The organism is Hymenobacter daecheongensis DSM 21074 (genome assembly GCF_900141805.1).
Lineage (GTDB): Bacteria > Bacteroidota > Bacteroidia > Cytophagales > Hymenobacteraceae > Hymenobacter > Hymenobacter daecheongensis.
Genome location: NZ_FQYN01000002.1, coordinates 432,190 through 455,496, shown reverse-complemented (window position 1 = coordinate 455,496; position 23,307 = coordinate 432,190). Strand labels below are relative to the sequence as shown.

At 61.1% G+C, this 23,307-nt stretch carries 17 protein-coding genes; 2 read left to right on the top strand and 15 right to left on the bottom strand.

What is annotated here, in order from left to right:
* Positions 1–21: 21 nt before the first annotated feature.
* The 3 genes from BUB62_RS04835 to recA form a co-directional block, all read right to left on the bottom strand.
* Complete coding sequence (locus BUB62_RS04835) at positions 22–720, bottom strand: response regulator transcription factor (protein WP_073106866.1); 699 nt, start codon at positions 718–720, stop codon at positions 22–24.
* Between the two features lie 235 nt (positions 721–955).
* The gene (locus BUB62_RS04830) at positions 956–1,780 is read right to left on the bottom strand and encodes a DUF3108 domain-containing protein (RefSeq protein WP_073106865.1); all 825 of its coding nucleotides are present in this window, start codon (positions 1,778–1,780) and stop codon (positions 956–958) included.
* Positions 1,781–1,991: 211 nt separating this feature from the next.
* Complete coding sequence (recA, locus tag BUB62_RS04825) at positions 1,992–3,086, bottom strand: recombinase RecA (RefSeq protein ID WP_073106863.1); 1,095 nt, start codon at positions 3,084–3,086, stop codon at positions 1,992–1,994.
* A 190-nt stretch (positions 3,087–3,276) separates the two neighbouring features.
* On the opposite strand from recA, the gene BUB62_RS04820 reads away from it, so the two are divergent.
* Entirely contained in the window at positions 3,277–4,446 is a 1,170-nt protein-coding gene (locus tag BUB62_RS04820; RefSeq protein WP_143164030.1) for a hypothetical protein, read from the top strand.
* 19 nt (positions 4,447–4,465) lie between these two features.
* Here BUB62_RS04820 and BUB62_RS04815 read toward each other — a convergent pair whose 3' ends face one another.
* From BUB62_RS04815 to guaB, 10 genes are all read right to left on the bottom strand, one after another.
* Positions 4,466–5,032 carry a GNAT family N-acetyltransferase gene (locus BUB62_RS04815; protein WP_073106861.1) on the bottom strand — a complete coding sequence of 189 codons (567 nt, stop codon included), beginning with the start codon at positions 5,030–5,032 and terminating at the stop codon, positions 4,466–4,468.
* Between the two features lie 187 nt (positions 5,033–5,219).
* On the bottom strand, positions 5,220–7,367 hold the full coding sequence (locus BUB62_RS18705) for an ATP-binding protein (protein ID WP_234988631.1): 2,148 nt from the start codon (positions 7,365–7,367) through the stop codon (positions 5,220–5,222).
* Between the two features lie 604 nt (positions 7,368–7,971).
* Entirely contained in the window at positions 7,972–8,415 is a 444-nt protein-coding gene (locus tag BUB62_RS04805) for a hypothetical protein (protein WP_073106856.1), read from the bottom strand.
* A gap of 101 nt (positions 8,416–8,516) precedes the next feature.
* Positions 8,517–9,482: an AAA family ATPase gene (locus BUB62_RS04800; RefSeq protein WP_073106854.1), complete on the bottom strand. Its 966-nt coding sequence runs from the start codon at positions 9,480–9,482 to the stop codon at positions 8,517–8,519.
* 126 nt (positions 9,483–9,608) lie between these two features.
* Positions 9,609–10,997: a peptidylprolyl isomerase gene (locus BUB62_RS04795; protein ID WP_073106851.1), complete on the bottom strand. Its 1,389-nt coding sequence runs from the start codon at positions 10,995–10,997 to the stop codon at positions 9,609–9,611.
* A 328-nt stretch (positions 10,998–11,325) separates the two neighbouring features.
* Entirely contained in the window at positions 11,326–13,623 is a 2,298-nt protein-coding gene (locus BUB62_RS04790; protein ID WP_073106849.1) for a peptidylprolyl isomerase, read from the bottom strand.
* 177 nt (positions 13,624–13,800) lie between these two features.
* Positions 13,801–14,214, bottom strand: a complete 414-nt coding sequence (locus tag BUB62_RS04785; RefSeq protein ID WP_073106847.1) for an ATP-binding protein — start codon at positions 14,212–14,214, stop codon at positions 13,801–13,803.
* A 23-nt stretch (positions 14,215–14,237) separates the two neighbouring features.
* A complete protein-coding gene (locus BUB62_RS04780; protein WP_073106845.1) occupies positions 14,238–14,567 on the bottom strand; it encodes an STAS domain-containing protein in 330 nt (109 codons plus the stop codon).
* 14 nt (positions 14,568–14,581) lie between these two features.
* Positions 14,582–16,681: a PP2C family protein-serine/threonine phosphatase gene (locus tag BUB62_RS04775; RefSeq protein ID WP_073106843.1), complete on the bottom strand. Its 2,100-nt coding sequence runs from the start codon at positions 16,679–16,681 to the stop codon at positions 14,582–14,584.
* A gap of 222 nt (positions 16,682–16,903) precedes the next feature.
* A complete protein-coding gene (gene guaB, locus BUB62_RS04770; protein WP_073106841.1) occupies positions 16,904–18,382 on the bottom strand; it encodes an IMP dehydrogenase in 1,479 nt (492 codons plus the stop codon).
* Between the two features lie 431 nt (positions 18,383–18,813).
* Between guaB and BUB62_RS04765 the strand changes: the two genes are divergently transcribed.
* Positions 18,814–19,656 carry an oxidoreductase gene (locus BUB62_RS04765; RefSeq protein ID WP_073106839.1) on the top strand — a complete coding sequence of 281 codons (843 nt, stop codon included), beginning with the start codon at positions 18,814–18,816 and terminating at the stop codon, positions 19,654–19,656.
* Positions 19,657–19,728: 72 nt separating this feature from the next.
* Here BUB62_RS04765 and BUB62_RS04760 read toward each other — a convergent pair whose 3' ends face one another.
* Positions 19,729–20,448, bottom strand: coding sequence for a DUF2490 domain-containing protein (locus BUB62_RS04760; protein ID WP_073106836.1), 720 nt, complete (start codon positions 20,446–20,448; stop codon positions 19,729–19,731).
* 142 nt (positions 20,449–20,590) lie between these two features.
* Positions 20,591–23,122, bottom strand: coding sequence for an ATP-dependent helicase HrpB (gene hrpB / locus BUB62_RS04755; protein WP_073106834.1), 2,532 nt, complete (start codon positions 23,120–23,122; stop codon positions 20,591–20,593).
* Positions 23,123–23,307: the final 185 nt, after the last annotated feature.

Genomic DNA, 23,307 nt, shown 5'->3' with positions numbered 1-23,307 from the left:
ACAGGTAGCGGCGGCAGGCAGCTAATCGATATTGAACTTGTAGCCGACGCCCTTGATGGTCTGGATGTGGTGGTCGCCGACTTTCTCGCGCACTTTACGCACGTGCACGTCCACGGTGCGGGCCAGCACAAATACGTCGTTGCCCCAGATGTTCTGCAGCAGCTCGTCGCGGCCAAATACTTTGTGGGGCGAGGCGGCCAGGAAGGCCAGCAGCTCAAATTCCTTCTTGGGCAAGGAAATCTTTCGGCCCTCCTGGTACACGGCAAAGCCCGTGCGGTCAATGGTCAGGCCGTTTATTTCGATGGTGTCGGACACGGCCTGCGGGTCTTTGTCGCGGCGCACGAAGGCGGCCAGGCGGCTGAGCAGGGCGCGGGGCTTAATGGGCTTAGCAATGAAATCATCGGCCCCGGCCTCGAAGGCGGCCACTTCCGAAAACTCCTCGGCGCGGGCCGTGAGGAAAATAATGTACGTGTCTTTGAATTTGGGCAGCGTGCGCAGCTGCCGGCAGGTGTCGATGCCGTCGAGGTGGGGCATCATCACATCGAGCAGCACGATATCGGGGGCAAAGCCGGGGGCTATTTCCAGGGCTTTGCGGCCGTCGGGGGCGCTGGCCACTTCGTAGCCCTCCTTGCGCAGATTGTACTCCAGCAGCTCCACGATGTCCGGATCATCATCCACAACCAGAATCTTGTACGGGTGAGTAGCGGCGTTTGGGTGCACGGGACGAGGGGTTTGGGGATAAAAGAAAATGCGCGAGGACAAAAATACCGCTTGCCGGACGGCCGGCCGTGTTACCTTTTTGTGAACAACTCCGCCGGCCAATGAAGTGCTTACTGCTGAGCTTGCTGGCCGGGTCAGGCAATTTCGGGATTTTGCAGCAGCTGCCACAGAAAGGGATTCGGGCATTGGAAAGGCATAAAAAAAGCGACTCCGGGGAGTCGCTTTTTCGTGAAAATCAGTTGTGGGCCACCAGATTCAACCGGTTTTTGAGCCCCTGGTATTTATACATATCCACCTTCACGGCCCCCACAAACAGCTCGGCCTGAATGAGCACCGGAATCTTGTTGCGGTCGTCGGAGAGAAAGACGGATATGGCATTCTCGCCGCGGAAAAGCTTGTTGCTCGGCATCTTCGGCACCAGCTTAATGGCGCGAATGTCGCCGGCCTTGGTTTCGACGGTTTCGCGGCCTTTGTAAATCACGTCCATGGTAAAGACCTGATTGTCAAAGAATCCCTGCACCCGAATCACGTCGCCCACCCGGCGGTTGTCGTAGTTGAGCGTGCGCAGGAAGTAGAAGCCGCTGACCATATCCTGCACGTTGTCAGGCACTTTGAAGGTTTCGTGGCGCACCTCGTCCTTGTTCTTCTTGCGGGTTTCTACCTGCACCACGTCCTTGAAATGGTCGAAGTCGATGGTTTCCTTTTTGCGGTAGCTGTTTTCCTCAATGTTGCGGAAAAACTTCTGCGGTAGAATGCTGGTCGTGTCGATGTAGGTGCGCCACGTATCGCGCACGCGCATGAAAAAGTCGAACGAGCCGGTAGTTTTGCCCGTCACGGTGGCTTTGTAGCAAGGCCGCTCATTCACGCGGTGCAGGTCGTTGGCCACCTCAATGGTAGCCTCGGCGGCGTTGATGAGGCCATAGTGCACCTTGTACTGGAGCACTTCGCCCCGGTTGAAGCTGGTATTGGGCACGGTCCGCACCGCGTCGGTGGGGCCGAAGGCAAACAGGGCTGCCAATGGCAGTAGCGTGAGAGAAGAAAGGAGCCAGCGGCGCTTCATGATAACGGGCAAAAAAAGGTCGGGCCGACGCTCATTCAAATGCGGTGCCAGCAAAGATATCGGGTAGCCCGCACACTAGCATCGTAGCCTAGTAAAAGGAACGCAAAAGCCGCGGCAGAGTTCAGCTTCGCTGTTTTCGGGCGCGCTACTACCCAACAAAAAAAGCCTCCCTGGTTTCCCAGAAAGGCTTTTTAAGGTTAAATGCCGGGGGCTATTCGTCGTCTTCTTCCGCAATCGACTCGTCGGTCGGAATGGCGGCCAGCGCTAGTTCCGGCTCGCCTTTCACCATGTCGCGGATCTGCTTTTCGATCTTGTCGGCCAGCTCCGGGTTGTCGAGCAGGATGGTTTTCACACCTTCGCGGCCCTGGCCCAGCCGGTTGCCGTCGTAAGAGAACCACGAGCCGGATTTGGCGATAATGCCCATATCTACGCCCAGGTCCAGAATTTCGCCCACTTTGCTGATGCCTTCACCGTAGATGATGTCGAACTCGACTACTTTGAAGGGCGGCGCAAGCTTGTTTTTCACCACCTTCACCTTGGTGCGGTTGCCGGTAATGTTGTCCTTATCCTCCTTGATCTGGCCGATACGGCGGATATCGAGGCGCACGGAAGCGTAGAATTTCAGGGCGTTACCGCCGGTGGTGGTTTCGGGGTTGCCGAACATCACGCCGATTTTCTCGCGCAGCTGGTTGATGAAAATGCAGCAGCAGCCGGTCTTGTTGATGGTGCCGGTGAGCTTGCGCAGGGCCTGGCTCATCAGGCGGGCCTGCAGACCCATCTTGGAGTCGCCCATGTCGCCTTCCAGCTCGCCTTTCGGCACCAGCGCGGCCACGGAGTCAATTACGATAATGTCGATGGCACCCGAGGAAATCAGGTGGTCGGCGATTTCGAGAGCCTGCTCGCCATTGTCGGGCTGGGCAATGAGCAGGTTGGTGGTGTCGATGCCCAGCTTCTCGGCGTAGGCGCGGTCGAAGGCGTGCTCGGCGTCGATGAAGGCCGCGATGCCGCCTTTTTTCTGGGCTTCGGCAATGCAGTGCAGCGTGAGAGTGGTTTTACCGCTCGATTCGGGACCGTAGATTTCGACCACCCGGCCGCGGGGCACGCCGCCAATGCCGAGGGCAATATCCAGGCCCAGCGAGCCGGTGCTGATGGCCGGAATATCGACCACCTTGTTGTCGCTCAGCTTCATGACGGTGCCTTTGCCATAAGCCTTGTCGAGCTTATCCATCGTGAGCTGAAGCGCTTTCAGCTTCTCGGCCTGGGGGTTTGCGGGAGTTTTCTCGGCTTTGTCTGTGGTAGCAGCCATTAGAAGAGGGTTGGGGATAAAATGCTTAGGTTTGGTGAATGTAGGCCTTTTTGGTCGCCTTACCAACCGTTGAGAGGCCTTTTACGCGGGGCGGGCGGGGCTGTTTCCGGTTGGCAATGGGTAACGCGGCCAGCCTATATTTTGTGCCCGCAATGCTAAAAAAATTTGCTGAATTTCGGGGTCTAGGATTATGCTAAAATTTTTGTCAATGCGCGGCCGGCGGTACTGCCTGATTCTGGCGCTTTTAGCCCTCGGCAGTGGACTGACCCCGGCCTTTGCCCAACTCGATAATTCGGCTTTTTTGCACCCGCTGCCCGTGGGGCCGGCTCACGAGCGGCAGCTGCGCCTCGATGTGCAGGCGTTTCTGTTCAACAAGGACAATGAGTATTTCAACAAGCTGGAAGACGGCCGCACGTATTTCGGCGCCCACCTGCTGCCCCGGCTGGTGTACTTTCCCAGCGCCAACTTACGGGTAGAAGCCGGCGTGTTTTTGTGGAAGGACTACGGCACGCCGCGTCTGCGCCAAGTGCGCCCGCTATTGACGCTGAAGTACCAGAATGGCCCGCACAGCATCCTGTTCGGCAATATTGAGGGCCACCTGCACCACGGCTACATCGAGCCGATGTTCGATTTTGAGCGGGTAATGACCAACCGGCTGGAAGAAGGCGTGCAGTATAAGCTGCAGAAAAAACGCCTGAGCCTGGATGCCTGGGTCGACTGGCAGCGGCAGCAGTACCGCTTCAGCAACTTCCAAGAGGAAGTGGCAGGTGGCTTGGCGGCCGAGGCCACTGTGGTGGGCGACTCGGCCGGCTGGTGGCTGCGGGTGCCGTTTCAATTTACGGGCACGCACCGCGGCGGCCAGATCGACACGGTGGCCGCGCCGCTGCAAACGCTGTTCAACGTGGCCAGCGGGCTGCGGCTGCGCAAGCCGCTAGCGTCGCAGTTTTTCCACGCCGTGCATGCCGATGCCTACGCCACGCTGTTCGACGACTACTCCTTTACTGATGTGCTGGCTTTTCGGCGCGGTACCGGGCTGTATCTGAACGCGGGCGTGGACACGCGGCTCTCGAACGTGCAGGTGGCTTACTGGCGCGGCAACGGCTACATTTCGCCGTTGGGCGGGCGGCTCTACCGCTCCATCTCCAACTCCGTCAGCGACCCGCAGTACACGGAAAAAGACCGCCAGTTACTCATTGCGCGCTTTCTGAAAGACTACCGCCTGCCCGGCAACCTGATTCTGACCACCCGCTTCGAGCCGCTCTACGACCTGAACAACGGCCTGTTCGATTTCTCCTTCGCGCTCTATTTCAACTTCAACCAGAGCTTCCTGCTCACCACCATCCGGCGCGGCGTGGAGTGAGCCGGCACACTATGCGGCATCAGGCTGGCCGGTCGAGGCCGTAGTGAATGATATCGGCCGCGCCGCGCCCGGCCCACCGGGAGCGGACGGGCAGGCGCCGAAAGCCAACGTGCTCGGCCACGGCCATGCTGCGCGGATTATCGGGGCGGCAGCGGATGCTGAGCCGCACCGCCCGCACCGGCGCGGCAAAGCCAAAGTCCACGGCTGCTACCAAGGCCTCGCGGGCATAGCCGCGGCCCTCGGCTTCCGCGGCCAGATAATACCCGATTTCGGCCGTGACGGCGGCTGTCCAGGTGGGTTTCAGACTGATGTCGCCAAGATAGGCGGCGGTTTCGCGGTGCCAGATGCCGAGCACGTAGAGGCGGCCCGTTTGCCAGTCCTGCCGAAACGTGGCCAGCACGCGCCGGGCATCGGCCGGGGTCTGCACGGCGGCCACGCGGGCCGGGAAAGCAGGGCTCAGGCGCGGCCGGTTCGCGTCAATCAGCCCGAAGAAAGCCGGCTCATCGGCCAACCCATAGGGCCGCAACACGAGACGGGCCGTGTGAATGGGCACCAGGGGCGGAGCAAACAGCGGAGCAGCAGTCATTCGGGGCTCTTTGGGCTGAATACGTAAATCTACGGCCCACCAGCAATAGACAGAGGGTAGTCGCAAGGCACATGAGCCACCCCAGCACTGGAGGCCGCCGAACGGTAGCCGCGCCCGAAATTCCGTATTGCTGGTGTCACAACGCTACCCGTTAAACCCTTTTCTGAAGCGCTTGCGTTGCCCCAGCCTATAGCGGTGCTGAGCCAATAACGGGTAGTCGAACGATAAAAGTAGTTTCCTGGCCCGCTTCGCTCTCAACGGTAAGTGTACCGCCGTGACCTTGAGTGATAATAGTGTAGGAAAGAGACAGACCTAATCCAATGTTTTCTCCCACCGACTTCGTAGTGAAAAAAGGCTGGAATATTTTGGTTTGCAGCTCTGCCGGAATGCCCACGCCGTTGTCGCTGACCCGAATTTCCACTTGCCCTTCTAGCTGACGAGTGCATACGCGCACCAGGGGTTGGTAAGTGGGCTCATTGCCCTGCTGCTGGCGCAGGCTAACAGCGTGGAAGGCATTGGTCAGCAAATTGACCAAGACCCGTCCCAAGTCTGCTTCGACTCCCCAGACGGCGGGCAAGTCGGGCGCAAAATCTGTGTGCAGCGTGGCCGCAAAGGCTTTGTTCTTTGCCTGCCACCCCCGATAAGCCAGGTGCAGATACTCGTTGCTGAGCTGGTTGATAGCCACTGCTGTCCGCTCGCCGGTGGTCTGGCGGCTGTGCTCCAGCATGCCGCGCACAATACCGGCCGCCCGCTGGCCATGCTGATTGATTTTGTGAAGATTCTGTTTGAGGTCGTCTAGCAGCTCCTCTTCCAAGTCAGGGTCACGGTCCGGACGGTGCTGAGCCTGGTCGAGTTCATCAAGCAGCTCGGTGGATACCTCGGAGAAATTATTAACGAAGTTGAGCGGGTTCTGAATCTCGTGGGCAACACCAGCCGTCAGCTCGCCTAGGCTGGCCATCTTCTCGCGCTGAATCAGTTGGGCTTGGGTCCGTTGCAGCTCAGTTAAGGAGTGGTCCAGTTGGTCGCGCTGAGTTTGCAGGTCCAGCTTCTGCCGGATAACGACGCGCTTAAGGCGTTGAGAGCGCCGGAAAGCGGCGTAGAGCGCCGCAGCTAACCCCAGCAACAGAACCAATCCACTCAGCACAATTGCCAGCACCGTCTGCTGGCGGTGGGCCCGTGCCGCATCTTGCTGCTGCCGCTCACGCAGGGTGGCAATGCGGGCCGTTTGGGCGCGGGTAGCTTCCTCAATCTCATACTGAGCCACATGCAGTCGGCCCTCGGCCACCCTGAGCGTATCGGCCAGGCCTAGGGCCGCTACTGCATAGGCCGCTGTACGCCCAGGCTGGCGGCGCTGCTGGTAAAAGCGGGTCAACTCATGCAGGTAGCTCAGCTGCAAGGGTTTAATGTTGCTTTGTCGGGCCCGCTGGTAGGCCGCCAGCCAATGTGCTTCAGCCTGGGCATCGTTGCCGCGTAGGCGGTAGTACCGGGCCCAGGTTGCGTCCAGCTCAAAGTTGCCCGCCTGGTCGTAAATACCCAAGCGGAGCGAGTCGGCGAGGTGCTGAGCTACTTGCAGCAGGGGCCGGGCCTGGTTTGGGTGACCCTGCGCCAGCAGAATGGCACTTTTCAGCAAGGTCGCGTGGGCTTTTCCCATAGCCGGCCCCATGCCTCCCCATTCCCTCGCCGCCAGGCACCGGGTAATGGCGTGCAGTGCCGCCGCATAGTGATGCAGGCGCAACTCGATCCGGGCCAGATGCAGATAGGGAAAAGCGTTGATCCGGGGCCCCAGCAGGGCAACAGCCTGCCGCAGGTAGTGCAGCCCTCGCTCCGGATTGCCCCATTCGGCATAGACGCTTCCTGCTGCCGCCAACAAGCTATAAGACTGATACCGCATGACGGTGCGGTAAAGGGCGGAGGCTTGCAGGTAAAACCCGGTGGCCCGGTTATAGTCGCCCTTGTTCATGTAGTAGCCAGCCAAGCCGTGGCAGCAGGCAGCCATATTTTCCTGAGCGCCCCGGCGGCGGTACTCAGCCAGCTTGGTATGATAATAAACGCCCTTGGCTTCCTGGTAGCCCAAGCGGTTGAAAAGCAGGCGCAGGTCGCCCAGCAGCCAGGGTATCGGGCGGCCAAGCAGGTCGAACGCGGCGATGGCGGCCTGCAGGCTATCGAGCGCGGGAATAAGGGCGTTGCGTTGGAGCAGCTGGTTGCCGACCGCCAGCAGACGGTAAGCCCGCCGCTCGGGGCGGTGCAGCCGGGCACTAAGCCCCGCCAATTCGCTGATTTCATCTACCAGAAGGCTGTTTGTCCGCAAAAGCGGCTCGACATCGGCCAGGTGCATAAGCGTGCGCAAACGAGCTGTGTCGGCACGCTGCCCAGCCAGCACCCGGCGCAGGGAATCTGATCGGGCCTCCCAGTAGCGGGTACGGGCAGAAATATTTTGCGCAGCCACTGGCCCAGCGGTCAGTATTACCAGCGCAAAAACAAAGTTCCCCACCAAGCGGCCCCACGCTGAAATATGCCTGAGGCCACCAGAATATGCTAGAGCAAATCGCTGACAATCAGTCTTGCAGCGCTTCCGGATGCATACACTGTCGGAGACGTGGTTCACGAAGCTGCAGAACCCCCAACGGCTGCTGGCAGATACCAGCGGGAGCCGGAAAACAGCGGCCTTTACTGCTCCGCTCCAATACTTAGCAGTAAGTAACCCGCTGGACACAGGTAGAGGGGAGAGGTTCATCATATAATCACAGCCTCGTTGCCGATAGAAATCAGCAGTAAAGCAGTGATTATAGGAAAAAGTCCAAATATATTATAATTTGATTCAATAATAAGCCGAGCGGTGCGAGTGCAAAGCAGGGCTCCGGTCGCTGCTCAAGGTCACTCTCGTTGCGTCCGCAGACTACACCGTAGCCTCCCAGTTCCCGTCTCCAAGCAGAATACGCCTACTTATTTACTACCAAGCCCTTGATGTGCGGGTGCTGGTATTGCATGGGGCTGCCCAGCGCTTGTTGGGTACGCATCACGTTTACCTGCCGGGCGGTTTCGTTGAAGAATTCCAGCCGGCGGATCAGCATTTCCTTGGTCAGCACGCGGCCCTCCGGAGTGCGCATGGTGGCCCGCTTGTCTTCCAGAATCCGGCGCATGATGGCCTCGATTTCCGCCGCGTGCTCCCGGTACTGCTGCTCAAACTCGGCCAGCCGCGCCAGACCTTCGGTGGTGAGCTGAAAACGGGCGCCGCCCTGATTCAGCACTTCACACAGCACATATACTTCCAGCGGCAACGAGGTTTCGAGGGCCGTGGTCCGCAGGTCCAGACCGGCGCGCAGGGCATCGAGAATCATTTCGATGTTGCGCTCAAACTGCTGATAATACGACGGGACTTCCACCTTAGAGAATGTTGAGGGTTGAGTTTTGAGGGGTGAATGAACCTTTGAACGGTTGCGGGGCTGATAAGCACTCACCGTTTACCATTAAAAATTCAACACTACTACAGAAGTTCTTTGATGATTTGCTCCACGCTGATGCCTTCGGCTTCGGCTTTGAAGTTGCGCACCAGCCGGTGGCGCAGAATGGGTACGGCCACGGCCTTCACATCCTCAATGTCGGGCGAGTATTTGCCGTTGAGCAGGGCGTTGCATTTGGCTCCCACAATGAGATGCTGCGAGGCCCGCGGACCGGCGCCCCATTCCAGTAGCTGGGTGGCGCGGCCGGCGGCGCGGTCGGTGTTGGGGCGGGTTTTGTGTACCAGGCCCACGGCGTATTCCACTACGTTGTCGGCCACGGGCACGCGGCGCACCAGGTGCTGGTAGGCCAGAATGTCGTCGGAATGCAGGACTTTGCTGACGGTGGGCCGGTGGTCGGAAGTCGTGTTTTTTACGATCTGCAGCTCGGCTTCGTAGCTCGGGTAACCCAGCTCGATGTTGAACATGAAGCGGTCCAGCTGGGCCTCGGGCAGCGGGTAGGTGCCTTCCTGCTCAATGGGGTTCTGGGTGGCCAGCACGAAAAACGGCCGCTCCAGCGGATACCGCTGCCCCGCTACCGTCACGGAGTATTCCTGCATACTTTCCAGCAGGGCCGCCTGCGTTTTGGGCGGCGTGCGGTTTATTTCGTCGGCCAGCACGATGTTGGCAAACACGGGGCCCTTCACGAACTGAAAGTCGCGCTGCTGGGTCAGCGTTTCCGAGCCCACAATGTCGGAGGGCATCAGGTCCGGGGTGAACTGGATGCGGTTGAACGACAGGTCCAGCGAGTCGGCAATGGTCTGAATGAGCAGGGTTTTGGCCAGCCCCGGCACACCCACCAGCAGGCAGTGGCCCTGCGAAAACACGGCCGTGAGCACCAGGCGCACCACCTCATCCTGCCCGATAATAATTTTGCCAATTTCCTTGCGCAGAGTCTGGTAGGAGGCCGCCAGCGCGTCGGCGGCTTCTTTATCGGAAGAAAATGTGCGCATTCGGGGAGGAGCTAGGAGATAGAAGCTAGGAGGGAGGAGCTAGAAGCTAGGAGTTGGGAGCTAGGAGGCAGTCAACGACATTTCAACCTCTTGCCTCCTAGCTCCCAACTCCTAGCTCCTCAAAAATTAATTTACCGCGTTCAGCAGCTTGCAATCGGTATAGCGCGGGTCGACTTCGATATAGACGCTGCCCCGGTTCTGCAGAAACCACTCGTCCAGGGCCTTGTTTTTCTTTTCGTTGAGGGCGGCCTGGGCTATTTTCTGGTAGTCGTCCTTCAGGTTGGCCTGGTGGGGCGGCGTGTTCGATTTCAGCCAGATGATGCGCATCGCGTCCTTGCCGTCGTCGGTGCGGTAGGGCAGGGGCGGGGTGATGCGGCCCACTTTCATGGTGTCGATGGTGAAGAAGATGGCCGGGTCCAGCTTATCCAGGGGCAGATACGTGCTGTTGTCCTGGCGGTTGGCAATCAGGCCGCCGGTGCCGCTGGTCAGCTTGTCGTCCGACTGGTCTTTGGCGGCCTTGGCGAAGGTGATGCTGTCGGCCAGAATGCGGGTGCGCAGCTTGCTGAGCTGCGTGGCGGCTTCGCTCACGTCGGTGTTGCCGGTGGCGGCCTTCAACAGAATGTGGCGGGTGCTGTAGGAGTCGCCCTTGCGCTCGATAAGCTGAATGAGGTGAAAGCCGAACTGCGACTCCACCACCGGCGACATCTGGCCGGGCTCCAGACGCAGGGCGGCAGCCTCGTACTGCGGCACCAGTTCCTTGCGCTTAAAAAAGCCCAGGTAGCCGCCTTCCACCGCCGAGCCGGGGTCCTCGGAATATTTCTTGGCCAGCGTAGCGAAATCCTCGCCGGCCAGAATGCGGGCCCGGATGTCGTTGAGCTTGGTAATGGTTTCCTGCTTGGCCTTGGGGTTCACCTGCGCCAGCTTCACAATCTGGCCCACTTCCACCTCCGTCGAGTAGTAGGGCAGGCTGTCTTTGGGGATGCGGTTGAAGTACTGCCGCACCTCGCGCGGCGTCACAGTGACTTTGCCGGCAATGGTTTCCTGCATTTTCTGCTGCACCAGCTGCTCCTTGATCTGGGGCCGCAGGTCGTCTTTGAGCTGCTTGATGGACTTGTTATAATACTCCTCCAGCTTTTTCTCCGAGCCGATCTGCTGCACGAAATAGGCCATGCGGCGGTCCAGCTCGTTTTTCACCTGGCCATCTTCCACTACTACCGAGTCGGTTTCGGCCTTGGCCAGCATCAGCTTGTTCAGCACGATGCTCTGCAGAATGCGGCAGCGCAGATCGGGCGGCAGCGGCTTGCCTTCGGCCTGGGCCAGCTGCTGGGCATAAATGGCTTCCAGGTCGGAGCTGAGCACAATCTGGTTGTCTACTTTCACAATGATGGCATCTACCATTGTGCGGCCCACCGGGCGGCCAATGCCCAGCTGGGCCACGCCGGAACTTACGGTGCCGGCCAGCAGCACCACTACCAGCAGCGCCACGCGGGCAGACAAACGAACGAATTGAATCATGGAATCGAAAAGGGTAATGCCCGAAGCCAGCAGGAGGCTGCCTAGGCTGGTCGGCTACTGAAACGCAGAAAGCCGCCCGTAAATTTCAACATAAATCCTTTCTCCGGCAAAAACCGCGGCGCATTGCCCCGGCGCGCCGGCCTGCCCCATAGAGCCGCGCCGCCGCCCGAGCGTTGCATGAAGGCTGATTTTAAGCTGCAAGCCATGAGCTTCAAGCGTAGAGCTTGCGGCTTACAGCTTGCAGCTTAAAAAGGGTAGGCCTATAAAGCAACAAGCCGCAAGCAGGTCGTCCTGCTTGCGGCTTGCAGCTTGAAGCCTAAAGCTTGTGCTACTTCGTCACCAGCTTATCAACCTCGGCCTGGTTCAGCTTCACCGGATATTTGTCGCGCAGCTGCGCAATCCACTGCTTTTCCAGGTAGTTCTGGTAGTCGGAAGTGGCTTGGCCGCGGGCTTCGGCCAGCGTTTTGGGGCCGGCGGGCAGCACTTTGTCGATGGTCACGGCGTAGTAGCGGCCGTCTTTCTGCATCTCGTAGGAGCCGGGGCCACGGCTCATCAACTCGTCTACCACCTTGTTGTCGCCCTTCTGGAAGCTGCGTTGCGTGATTTGCACGGCCAGCGGGTTCTGCGCGTTCAGGGTTTCCTCCAGGGCCGTCGGGTTGGTGCCCGTCATGGCCAGCAGGGCCGAGCCGTCGGCGGCGGTCTGGGTTTTGGCGGCGGTGCTCAGGCGGCGGGCCGGCACGCCTTTGCTGGTCAGGTAGAGTACCACGTTGCTGGCCCGCTTGCGGATCAGGGTCGCGCTTTCACCTTTCTTACCGCGCCCGGTCACTACCAGGCTCAAGGTGGTGTCGGCCTGCATCTGGCTGGCCAGGCGGTCGAGGCTGCTCCAGTTGGCTTTCAGCAGGTCGGCGGTGCCGGGGCGGAACGTGACGGAAGCCGGCACCCCGTTTTTCACGGCGTAACGGCCGGCTTTCAGCTGCTGCCGGGCCTGGGCCAGCAATTGGGGGGTGGCAGCGCTGATAACGGTGCCCTGCACCCGCGCATCCCACTGGTATTTGCTCTGGTTGTCGGCGAAGAATTTCTGCAGGCCGGTGGTGTCCTCAATGGCTTTCGACCACACCTTCTCGTCCATCAGTTGAAACAGCAGAATCCCGTCGCGGTACTCATTCACCAGCATCCGGTAGTCCTCGTACTTGGTTTCCAGGTTGGCTTTCTCGAAATCGGTCAGCTGCTGATCCACGTACTGGTCGTAGAGCTGCTGCATGGTGTAACGCGGCTCCGAGCCGGGGCGGGCTTTCTGGTTTTGCTGCACGTAGGCCAGGAAATCCTTCGCCAGATACGGCTTGCCCTTGATGGTGAACAGCGTGGAGTTGTCGGTGGTGGCTTTTCCGGCTTTGGCGGGCGCGGCCGGGGCCGTGTACTTAAAGCGCCCATTCACCAGTGATGTATCGGCCTTGGCCAGCACGAAATCCTTGGTGGCCGGGGTTTCGGTGAAGCTGTTTTCGGTGCGGATGCGCTTCAGGAACGCCGCCCGGTTCAGCTCCGAGCGCGAATCCTTGGAAACCTTGCTTTTCAACGACGGCTCCAGGTCCTCGAATTTAGCTACGGGCTGCTTTTCAATCAGCTTGATGATGTGCCAGCCGTAGGGCGTTTGCACGGGCCCCGCAATGTCGCCGGGCTTCTGCATTTTGAAGGCCACTTCCTCGAAGCTCGGAATCATGCGGCCCGTGCCGAAGGGGGGCAGCTCGCCGCCGTTGGCCGCCGAGCCGGCATCTTCCGAAAACTGCGCCACCAGCTTTTCCCAGTTTTCCTGGCGCTTCAGGCGGGCATACAGTTCGTCAATCTTCTTCTTGGCCGTCACCGAGTCGGCTTTGGGCATGCCCGGCGTGGCCCGGATCATGAGGTGGGCCACCTTGATTTCGCCCTGCGCCCGCCGCACGTCATTCACCTTAATAATATGGTAGCCAAAGCGCGTGCGCACCGGCTGCGACACCTCGCCCACCTTGGTTTTGTAGGCCGCCGTTTCGAACGGATACACCATCTGCATAGCCGTGAAGTAGCCCAGCTTGCCGCCGTTTTCGCGGGCCGACGGGTCTTCGGAAGCCTCGCGGGCCACTTGGCCGAAGTCCTCGCCGCTCGTCACGCGCTGGCGCAGGGCCATTATTTTCTGGTAGGCTGCCAAGGTGTCCTTGGGGTCGGCATCGGGAGTGATGCGGATGAGCACGTGGGAGGCACTCACTTCCTGGCCCATGCGGTCGTAGGCTTCGCGCACCAGCTGGTCGGTCACGCTTTTCTCCGTCAGGTAGGGCTGGGCGAGCTGCTGCTTGTAGCCTTCCAGCTCCTGGCGGAAGGCGCGGGTGGTATCGAGGCCGCGCTGCTCGGCTTCCAGCACCTTCAGCTTGAAGTTGGTGTACAGGTCCAGGTATTCGCTCACGCTGGCTTTGGTCCCAAATTCCGGGGCCGTGCTGTTGTTTTTGCGGTACACGTAGGCAAACTCCGAGGCGGGCACCTCGTGCGTGCCCAGCGTCTCAACCACGGGCTGCTTGGCGGCGGTAAGCGGTTTGGAGGTCTGGCACCCGGCCAGCAATGCAACGGCAATCGGGCCGGCGTACAGAATGCGTTTGTGCATACAGGGATTAAGAAACTACTAAAGCGAACTGTCAGCGCCGATGGCTTCAACCCGAAGCGGCGGCCTGACGCAATTTTACGGATTTTTTTTGGCTGCCAACCGCTTTGCCTGGCGCAGCCTGCCACGAAAAAAGCACTTCGGTCAGGAAGTGCTTTCTCTGGCTGAGGCTCAACGAGCTCAGGCTATCTTTTTGTATAACCGGCACACGTTGTGCGCCCCGGTAGTCGAAAACTCCACCCGGTCCATAATGCGGTTGACCAGGGCCATGCCTACGCCGCCCTTCTTGCCGGTGCGGATGTGCTCATGCAGGTCCGGCTCGCGGTAGGAGGACGGGGTGTAAGAGGATTTGCTATCGTCTTCGATTTCGATGCCGAAAACCTGGTTGTCCACGTTCAGGCGCAGGTCCAGGTGCTGGGTGTCGTCTTCGCTGTTGGCATGAATAATCAGGTTGGCTACCACTTCATCCACGGCCAGCACAATCTGATTCAGGTGCAGATCGGAGAGGCTGTAGGCCGCCAGGTACGTGCTGACAAAGTCGCGCACTACCTTCAGATTACTGCGGTTACAACTGATCCGGATTGCGTTTTTCATCCCCACGGTTAGCCTGCGGCGGCTTAAATAGCGGTGGCTTCAGCCTCCGACGGCACGATAGTCATCAGCGCATCCAGCCCCAGAATCTCAAACACATTGTGCACTTTCTCCTGCATGTTAAAGAATATCAGCTTCACGTCGGCATCCTGAAACTGCTGCAGGTGCGAGATAAAAACCCCCAGACCGGCCGAAGAAATATAGTTCAGGCGCTGGCAGTTGATGAGAACTTTCTGGTAGTTAAGTACTTCGGGTTTAGTTAGTTCCGTGTCGAGCAAAACGGATGAGCTGGCATCCAGCTCCCCGTCGAGGCTGAGAATCAGGGTATTTTCGGTAGACTGTTGCGTTATTTTCATGCCTCCTCTGTACGTTAACTTAGGATTTCGGGTTGGGCTGTTTTGAATTTGATGACCAGCAGCGTCTGGTCGTCATGCATGGGCTGCCCGGCACTGAACTCGTTGAGGTCGTGCAGAATCTGCTGCTTGATTTCGTTGGCCTCCAGGTAGTAGTTGCGCTCCAGCATCTGCTTGAGCCGGTCTTCCCCGTATTCTTCCTGGTCTGCCCCGCGCGCTTCCACAATGCCATCGGTGTAGATAACCATCACATCACCAGGGTTGTAGTCGTAGAACTGGTTTTTGATGTGCTTCTCGTAGGAGTCGTTGCGGATGATGCCCAGCCCCAGCCCGGCGGTGTGGAAGTAGGAAACTTCCTCCTTGATGGAGTGATAGTAGAGCGTGTGGCAATGCCCGGCGCGGGCAAAAACGAAGCCTCCGTGCTCATAATCAATGATGTAGAGCGCGGCGGTGATGAACGAGGACTTTTCCAGGCAGTGCGTCAGGGCGCGGTTGGCCATCGACATGAACTTGCTGGGCACCGGAAACTTCTCCCGGTCGTCCTTCGCCAAGGGGTTTTCCTGCATCAGAGCGTGAAAAATCCCCTTCATCTGGGCCATGTGGAACGCGGCCGTGATGCCCTTGCCCGATACGTCGCCGATGAGAATGGCGAGGCGCTTGCCGGGCAGGTGCAGGAAGTCGTAGAAGTCGCCGCCCACTTCTTTAGCCGCCGCCGCGTGCGAGCCAATTTCGAACCAGTCATCAATGGGCAGGTTCTTCGGAATCAGGCTGTCCTGCACCGACGAGGCGATTTTCAGCTCTTCCTGCACCCGCTCATTCTGCAGCGAGCTGGCCATCAGGTGCAGGTTTTCAATGCTGAGAACCGTCTGGGTGGTGAAGGTTTGCAGAATGCCCAGATTCTCGCGGTCGAAGCCCTGGGTCTGCTCCTTGAGCATATATAAGGAGCCATATTGCCGCTTGGCCGAGCGCAGCGGCATCACAATGAGCGAGCCCAGCCGCAGATCGAGGTCACGAAAGCCGCTGCTGTTGGGCAGGTCGTTGTTCAGGTACTCAATGTGGCCCAGGTTGTAGTCGGCCAGCAGGCTCCGGATGGCGCTGATATCTTCTGTGCGCAGGTTGAGGCTCTTGCTCAGCACCGGCTCCCGGCCTTCGCCGTCTACGTCGAGCCAGGCCGCGTCGGCCTCTACGGTTTCCACCGCGGCATCGAAGAGCATATCGTATACTTCCTGCTCATCCTGGCCTTTCTGAATAAGCTGGCTCAGGCGCTGCAAACTCAGAATCTCCTCGCGCTTCTGCTCGAATATGCCCGCCGTGGGCAGATTGAACAGCGTGACCAGCAGGGCCATCAGCGCATAAAAGGCCGCCAGCCCGGCCATCAGCAGCAGAAAAGCGGCCTGGGGCTTCGGGGCCACGAGCAATGGGTCCTGGGCAATGCGCAGAAAGTACGTTGCGCCGACGGTGAGGCACAGCAGCAGCGAAAGCTGCAGGAAGCCGGCTTCCCACTTTTGCCGTCGGTTCAGGTAGGCCACCCATTTCTGATTGCTGCTCAGGTAGATGCCAAACACCGCCAGCGCCCCCACCATACCGTAAGCCAGCGGGGCCGGCAGCGGCCAATTCAGCAAACGCAGCAACAAGGTGCCGCCCAGCAGCAGCTCAAACCACAGCCAGTTGCTCCGGATGGTAGGCGAGGCCCGAAAAAACACCAACGAGCGCCACGTGTAGGTGGTATAGGCAACAAAAACGACAAACAGACCTACGTTGATGGTGTAGGCCACCGCGAAAAAAGCGGGGTTAGAAGCAGCCGTTGCGGGCTGCAGCAGGCGCTCCAACAGATGTAGCCCCAGACCGGCCGCCGCCAGCAGCCCCGGCCCGAGCAACAGCCGCCGCAGCAACCCCACGAAATCGGTGCCGCGCAACGGGTGCGGCCGCTCCCGCTGATACATGAACACGCCCACTGCAAACGTGGCCTGCGCTGCCAGCGTCACCCAATCGGGCAGCACGCCGAAGCGGGTCGCCATGGCGGCATCGGTGTGGAGCAGCGTACTGATCAGCAGTGCCAGCCAGCTCAACACGGTGAGGGCAAGGATAGCAGGCTTCAGTTTCTGGAGAAAGGGCATGAAGGAACGGTGGTACGGCTGTCAGCGCAGCCCGGAAAAACCAGGGCAGAATCGGTCGGCTAAGATAGTGTCTGAATCCTAAAGAACGACTCCAGCGCGAAGAACAGCGGAAAATAGTGGAACGGTGAGTTAGTGAAATGGTGAAGTTGTGAAATGGTGAGTTTGATGTTCTGACTGCGCCAACTGAACGTCAAACTCACCATTTCACAACTTCACCATTTACTACCCACGGCTGCTGTAGTTGGGCGACTCGCTGGTGATTTGTACGTCGTGCGGGTGGCTTTCGCGTAGGCCGGCGTTGGTGATGCGCACCATGCGCGCCTGCTGCAGCACCTCGATGGTAGCCGCGCCGCAGTAGCCCATGCCCGCCCGCAGGCCGCCGGCCAGCTGATACAGCACTTCGCCCGCACCGCCTTTGAAGGGCACGCGGCCCACAATGCCCTCGGGCACCAGCTTTTTCACGTCGTCCTCGGCATCCTGGAAATAGCGGTCTTTGGAGCCTTCCTCCATCGCCTCCACTGAGCCCATACCGCGGTACGACTTGAACTTGCGGCCCTCATAGATAATGATGTCGCCGGGGGCTTCTTCGGTGCCGGCCAGCAGCGAGCCGATCATGATGCTGGAAGCGCCGGCGGCCAGGGCCTTCACCGCGTCGCCGCTGAACTTCACGCCGCCGTCGGCAATGAGCGGCACGCCAGTGCCGGCCAGCCCGCGGGCCGCTTCCAGCACCGCCGAAAGCTGGGGCACCCCAATGCCGGCAATGATGCGGGTGGTGCAGATGGAGCCCGGTCCCACGCCCACTTTCACGGCATCGGCCCCGGCATCGGCCAGGGCGCGGGCCCCTTCGGCGGTGGCCACGTTGCCGGCAATTACCTCGAGGGTCGGAAACTGCTGCTTGATGCTGCGTACGGCATCGAGTACGCCTTTGGAGTGGCCGTGGGCCGTGTCCACGCTCACTACGTCCACGCCGGCTTCGACCAGGGCGGCCACGCGCTCCAGCAAATCGGCCGTGACGCCCACGGCGGCCCCTACGCGCAGGCGGCCAAACTCATCCTTGGAAGCGTTGGGCGTGCGGCGGCGCTTGCGAATGTCTTTGTAGGTAATCAGGCCGGTGAGGCGGCCGTCCTGGTCAATGACGGGCAGCTTTTCCACTTTGAACTCCTGCAGAATGTCCTCGGCGCGGGCTAGGTCGGTGCCGGTGGCAGTGGTTACCAGCTTGCCTTTCGTCATCACCTCCGCCACCGAGCGGGTCATGTCTTTCTCGAAGCGCAGGTCGCGGTTGGTCAGAATGCCTTTGAGCTTGCGCTGGCCGTCGATGATGGGAATGCCGCCGATTTTGTGCTTGCGCATCAGCTGCTTGGCATCGCCGAGAGTGGCGGTTTCCTCCAGGGTGAAGGGGTCCAGAATCATCCCGCTTTCTGAGCGCTTCACGCGGCGCACCTGCTCGGCCTGCGCCCGGATGCTCATGTTTTTGTGAATGATACCGAGGCCGCCTTCCTGGGCCATTGTAATGGCCAGCTCGGCCTCGGTCACGGTATCCATGGCGGCCGAAACGAAAGGCAGATTCAGGCGGATGTTGCGGGTGAGCTGGGTGCTGGTGTCCGCGTCGCGGGGCAAAACCTCGGAATAGGCTGGCAGCAGCAGCACATCGTCGTAGGTGAGGGCCTCGAAGGCAATTTTGGGGAGGGCGTCGGCAGCCATGGCAACAAGATGATTACGTTTCACTTATTGCGGGACGAAGTTAAGGCGAATAATCGGGCTGGTTGGCAGCGGGGCCACATCATTTATAGTGTTCAAGCTATTTATGGCAATAAAGCTGTTCAGAAAGTCAACAGCACGTCATTCAGAGCGCAGCCGAGGAATCTCGCTTCCTGATGTCTGAGTACTAATCCCTTGTCAGCATGCGAGATTCCTCGGCTGCGCTCGGAATGACGTTCTGAATTTGAGCTACCAGCAGGCTTTCAGCTGTTTACCGGCTTGGAAAGCCAGATTCGACGAGAAAATTCAAACCCGCATCCCGCTTCCGGAGTTGAATACCTCCGCGCAAGCAGGCCTGCTGCCCCGCTATGGCGCGGTACAACTCTTTCTCTCAACCGCGCGGCGGACCAAGCCCGCCGCGCCGACTCATTCGTATGACAACTACCGCCAAAAACTGGTTTATCACCGGCGTAAGCACCGGGTTCGGGGCCGCGCTGGCCAAACTGCTTCTCGCCAAGGGCGACAAAGTAGCCGCCACCTTCCGCAAGCCGGAGCAGGCCGAGGAATTCACGAAAAAAGCCGGGGCCAATGGCCGGGGCCTTATCTGCGAGGTGACCGACGAGGCGCAGGTGAAAAAAGCTATTGCCGACGCCATTGAGGCCCTGGGCCACATCGACGTGGTGGTGAACAATGCGGGCTACGGCTCGCTGGGCAGCATCGAGGAAATAGATGCCGCCGAAGTGCAGCGCCAGTTCGACGTGAACGTATTCGGGCCGCTGCACGTGCTGCGGGCCGTGCTGCCCCATCTGCGGGCGCGCAAAAGCGGCCACGTGCTGAACATCACCAGCATCGGTGGGCTCAAAACCTTCCCCGGCGTGGGCATCTACAACGCCTCCAAATTTGCCCTCGAAGCCATTGGCGAAAGCCTGGCCCAGCAGGTCGCGCCGCTCGGTATTAAGGTGACCAACATTGAGCCCAGCGGCTTCCGCACCGAGTGGGCCGGCAGCTCAGCCACGTTTGTAGATACCAAAATCGAGGATTACCGCGGCACCGTGGGCGAAAACCTGAAAGGCATTCAGAGCTACAGCGGCCGCCAGCCCGGCGACCCGGTCCGGGCCGCGCAGGCCATGTACGACGTGGTGCGCCAGGAAAACCCGCCGCTGCACCTGCCCCTGGGCAAAGCCGCCGTGAAGGGAGCCCGTGAGAAGTTCACCGGCCTGCTGCAGGAGCTTGAAGCCGTAGCCGAAACCGGCAACGCGGCCGACTTCCCCGAGTAGCTGGGCACAATACCACGCAAAGAGGGCCGTCCGGTTAGCTGGGCGGCCCTCTTTGCGTTTCAACTGGCGGCTCTAGCGTTGCGCTGCTCCGTCGGCGGTGGCTGGCCGCAGATCAGGGTTGAAGCTGAGGCTGACCTGGGCAATGTGGCGCTGCTGCATCGTGTCGCCCACCGGAAACAGCTGGTTCAGATAGCCCATTTCTACCGCCGTGGCTTTGGTAAATTGATAGCCCAGGGCCAGCGAAGCCCGGTTCTGGTCGAAAATCCCGCCTACTACGTTGCGCCCAAAGTTGAAAAGCAGCTCATCAGCAATGGTTGCGTAGGGCGTGCCGGGCTTCACCTCCGTGCCCCGCAGCGGCATCGTCAGTCGCAGCTGATACCGCATGCGGTTCAGGTAAACCGGGTCCGATTCGCCGGGGCGCACCAGGCGGCGCTGCTCCAGCCGGTAGCGGTGCTGCACGCGCACCAGGCCTTCATTATCCTGCAGTACCAGCTGCTCATAAACGCGGTGTTCGGGGGCATGAATGGCCGTGGGGGCATCGTCGGCACTATAAAGGGCCAGGTAAGAATAGCCGGCCGCGAGCGTAGCCTGCGGGGCCAGGTAATAATTGACCCCAACCCGCACCTGATTCTGCCGCAGAAAGCTCACGTTGCGGGTGCGCCGAATCTGGCCGTCGAGGTGTAGGCCCCATTTGTCCGTCAGCTGCGCATCGGTGCCGTAGAGCAGCCACACATTCTCCACCGGCAATTGTGTGGTGCGCTCCAGCCGCTGCTGGGCGTGGGCCCAGGGCATACTTGCCAGGCAAGCAAGGGAGCTGAGAATGAGACGGGTAGCAGATTGCATACCCAATATTACGAAATCGTTACCCAGGTTACCGAATTGTTACCTGATTTATTTTGGCCCTGTTTTTAATGGGTTGAGAGTGGAAAATCAGCTACTTGCGGGGCTTTATGCCGCGCGTGGGCACGGCCTCCAGCGGGTTATCGGGCCAGAAGTGCTTGGGGTAGCGCCCGCGCAGGTCTTTGCGCACTTCGAAGTAGCCGGTGGTCCAAAAGCTGCGCAGGTCGCGCGTGACCTGCACCGGGCGGCGGGCCGGCGAAAGCAGATGCACCGTGAGCGGCACGCGGCCGCCGCCCACGCGGGGCGTATCGAGCAGCCCGAAAACTTCCTGCAGGCGCACGGCCAGCACGGGCGCGGCGGGGTCGGTGTAGTCGAGGGTGATGCGCGAGCCGCTGGGTACTTCCAGGTGGGCCGGGGCTAGGCGGTCCAGCTCCTGGCGCTGGGCCCAGCCGCCGGGCAGCCAGCTAAGCAGGGCTTCGCCCAAATCCAGCCGGTTCACCTCGACCAGGCTGCGCAGCCCTGCCAGATACGGCCCCAGCCAATCGGGCAGCTGCGCCAACAGTGCCTCATCCGCCACATCGGGCCAGGCGGCCGGCTCCAATCGGTGCAGAAATGCCAGCCGCTCGCGCAGCTGCTGCGCCTCGGTGCTCCAAGCCAGCCGGCTGATGCCCGTGGCCCGCAAACCATCCAACAAGGCTGCCGCCAAAGCCTCCGGGGCCGGATTGTTCAGGGCGGTTTCGGCCAGGGTCAGGGCATTCAGGCGGCGCAGGCGGCGGGCTGCGATGCGGCCCGTAGCAGCATCCCAGCGCACTTCTTCCCGGGTTTCGATGAGGTCGGCGAAGAATTTCTCCAGCTCGGCCTGCTCCACGGGGGCGGCCAGTGCGGCCCGCGGATTGGCCGGTGGCCCATCGAGGTGCGCCACGGCAAAAAACACGTCATCCTTGCTGAAATACTCCGCCGGCAACCCCGCCCGCTGCCCCGTAACGAGCCGCACCCGCTCGGGCGTTTCGCGCTGGGCGAGGCGGTCGGGGTAAGCCAGGGCGGCCAGCAGGCCGGCCGCGTCAGCTTCCACAGGCGTGTCGCGGATGCCGGCGCGGCTGCGCAGCACGGCGGCGGCCTCGCGCACCCGGCGTACGGCCGCCGCATCGGGCACCAGGCCGGGCAGCGGGGCGCGGCCGGTGCTCAGGGCTTCCAGCCGCAGCCGCAGATCGGGTGGGGCGGGCGTGCCGTCGGCGGCGCGCAGGATGTCGCGCTCGGTGAGCAGGGCGGCCAGGGCGCAGGCCGTGGCCCCATGGCCGGCTTCTTTGCCTTTCAATACCAAATGGCCCAGGCGCGGCACCAGGCCCAGGCCGGCCAGGGCGCGGCCGTGGGGCGTGGGCTGGCCGGCGGGCGTGAGGGCCCCGAGGCGCACCAGCAAGTCGCGGGCCTGGGCGAGGGCGGCGGCGGGCGGGGCATCGAGCCAGCGGAGCGCGGCCGGGTCGAGGGTGCCCCACAGGGCCAGCTCCAGGGCCAAGCCGGTCAGGTCGGCGGTCAGGATTTCGGGGGGCAGATGGGCGGGGCGCAACGTGTGCTCGGCTTCGGTCCAGAGGCGGTAGCAGGTGCCGGGACCGAGGCGGCCGGCGCGGCCCCGGCGCTGGTCGGCGGCGGCCTGGCTCACGGGCACGGTGCCCAGCGTGGTGAGGCCGGTGCGCGGCTCAAACTGCGGCACGCGGGCAAAGCCGCCATCTATCACAATCGTGACGCCTTCGATGGTGAGGCTGGTTTCAGCGATGCTGGTGGCCAAAACGACTTTGCGGCGGCCGGCCGGGGCGGGGCGCAGGGCCGCGTCCTGCTGCTCGGCCGGCAGCTCGCCATGCAATACGTGTATATCAACCGTGCCAGGCAGGGCTCCAGCCAGCTTTTCGGCGGTGCGGCGCTGGTCGGCGAGGCCGGGCAGAAATACCAGCAGGTCGCCGGTGGCGTGGGTGCTCAGGCTCTCGCGAATGAGGGCGGGCGTGAGCGTAGCCAGCCGCTCGTGGGGGCGGCTGCCGGCGGCGGCCACGCGGGCTGGCGAGAGGTAGTGCGTGGCCACGGCGTGCTGCAGGCCCGCGCTGCGCACCACGGGCGCGCCGAGCCAGGCACCCAGCCGCTCGGCTTCCAGGGTGGCACTCATGATAAGAATGCGCAGATCGGGGCGGAGCACGGCCTGGGCATCGAGAGCCAGCGCTAAGCCCAAATCGGCCTGCAGGCTGCGCTCGTGAAACTCATCGAACAACACCGCCGCCACGCCTTCCAGCGCCGGATCGTCCTGCAGCATGCGGGTCAGGATGACTTCGGTGGCTACTTCGATGCGGGTCTGGGCCGAGACGCGGCTTTCCAGGCGCACCCGGTAGCCCACGGTCTGGCCCACCGGCTCGCCCAGTAGGCTGGCCATGCGGCTGGCCGCCGCCCGCGCCGCCAGCCGCCGCGGCTCCAGCACAATGATGCGGCCGGCGGGCGGCATCCAGGTGGCTTCCAGCAGTGCCAGCGGCACTACCGTGGTTTTGCCCGCGCCCGGCGGCGCCTGAAGCACCGCGCAAGTCGTGGTTTCGAGCGTGCGAAGCAGCTCGGGTAGCGCGGCGCGGATGGGAAGGTCGGGGAGGCGCAAGGGGAGAGGTGAAGTTGTGGATTTGTGAGGTTGTGAAAATCATCTGTCCTCCTGAGCTTGCGAAGGACCTTATTACAGTCGAACAAGTCGTTGTTATGACAGACATTCTAGCGTGATAAGGTCCTTCACAAGCTCAGGAGGACAGCCGGTTTTGGTGCTGGCGGAAGTCACATTCCGCCAGAAGC